Below are 1,651 nucleotides of genomic sequence, written 5' to 3'. Positions count from 1 at the left end.
TCACCCACCAGGACATCCCCTTCGACAAACTCGTCGAACACACCCGACCCACCCGCGACCGCCACACCCCACCCCTCATCCAGACCGTCTTCACCGGCGGGAACGCCACGGGCATGGCCGACGACCCCATGCCGCTGCACACCGCCACGATGCGGCCGGTGTCGATCGAACCGGGAACCGCGAAGTTCGACCTCACGGTCCACGCGGAGGTGGGGACCGACACCGTCGACGTGTACTTCAGTTACGCCCGCGACCTGTACGAGCCCGGCACGATGGCCGACCTGGCCGACAGCTACCGCGCCCTGGTCGCCGCCGTGCTGGCCGATCCCGACCGACGGCTGTCCACCGTGGAGGCCGTCACCGACGACCAGCGCCGGCGGCTCGCGACGGTCTCCACGGGGCGGCGGAGCGGGTCGGACCCGGCTCGTGCGACGCGGTTGGCCGGGGCCGACCCCGCTGACGGTACGGACGTCCAGGCCACCGAGCCGGACACCATGGCCGGATGGTCGGACGGCGCTCGCGGGTGCGTGCCCCGGCTGGTGACGGAGACGGCCCGACGCCAACCCGACGCACTCGCCGTCGTCGACGGGACCGGCGCGATCACCTACCGCGAACTCGACGAGCGGTCCAACCACCTCGCCCACCAACTCCTGCACCACGGCGCCCGACCCGACCACCCCATCGCCGTCAGCCTCCCACCCGGCACACCCGCCATCACCGCCATGCTCGCCGTCCTCAAAGCCGGCGCCGCCTACCTCCCCATCGACCCCACCGCACCACCCGCACGCCGACACCACCTCATCACCAACTCCGCCACCACCATCCTCATCACCCAAGACCCCCACGACACCGACACACCCCCCGGCGTCGTCGCCCTCGCCCCGCCCCGCTCCGCCTCCCCGGCGGCACCCCAGGTCGACATCCACCCGGAGCAGCTGGCGTACGTCATCCACACCTCCGGCTCGACGGGCACGCCCAAGGGCGTCATGGTCGCCCACCACGCCCTGGCGAACCTCGTCCGGTGGCACCTCGACACCTATCCCAGCGGGCCCGGCGAGCACCACGGGCAGATCGCCAGCCTCGGCTTCGACGCGGCGGTGTGGGAGATCTGGCCCGCGCTGGTCAGCGGCGCCACCCTGCACATCGCCGACCCGGCCCACCGCCTCGACCCCGCCGCGCTGCACGACTGGATGCACCGACAGGGTCTCACCGAGGCCTTCGTGCCCACCCCGATCGCCGAGGGCATCCTGCGGCTGCCGACGCCACCCGCCTCCACGCTGCGCACGCTGCTCACGGGTGGGGACGCCCTCACCACCCGGCCCTCCGCGCGCACCCCCTACGCCCTGGTCAACCACTACGGGCCCACCGAGGCCGCGGTCGTCGCCACCGCCGGGCCGGTGCGCCCGGACGGGACCCACCGCCCGGACCTCGGCACCCCGATCGACGGCGCCCGCGTCCACCTCCTCGACGCCGAGCTGCGGCTGGTGCCGCCCGGGGCACCCGGCGAACTCTGCATCGCCGGCGACGGGCTGGCCCGGGGATACCTCGGCCGTCCGGGGCAGACGGCGGAGCGGTTCCTGCCCGACCCGTACGGACCACCCGGCAGCCGCCTCTACCGCACCGGCGACCTCTGCCGCCTCCGCACCGACGG

The 1,651-nt window shown here is 74.0% G+C and carries 1 protein-coding gene; it reads left to right on the top strand.

Annotated features, from left to right (window positions below; translation table 11 throughout):
* Positions 1–14 precede the first annotated feature (14 nt).
* Positions 15–1,651 (top strand): amino acid adenylation domain-containing protein (locus tag EV374_RS32315; protein ID WP_486486078.1); only part of this gene is annotated, 1,637 nt, incomplete at its 3' end.

Source organism: Micromonospora sp. CNZ303 (assembly GCF_004345505.1).
This window is presented reverse-complemented; position numbering and strand designations above follow the sequence as displayed.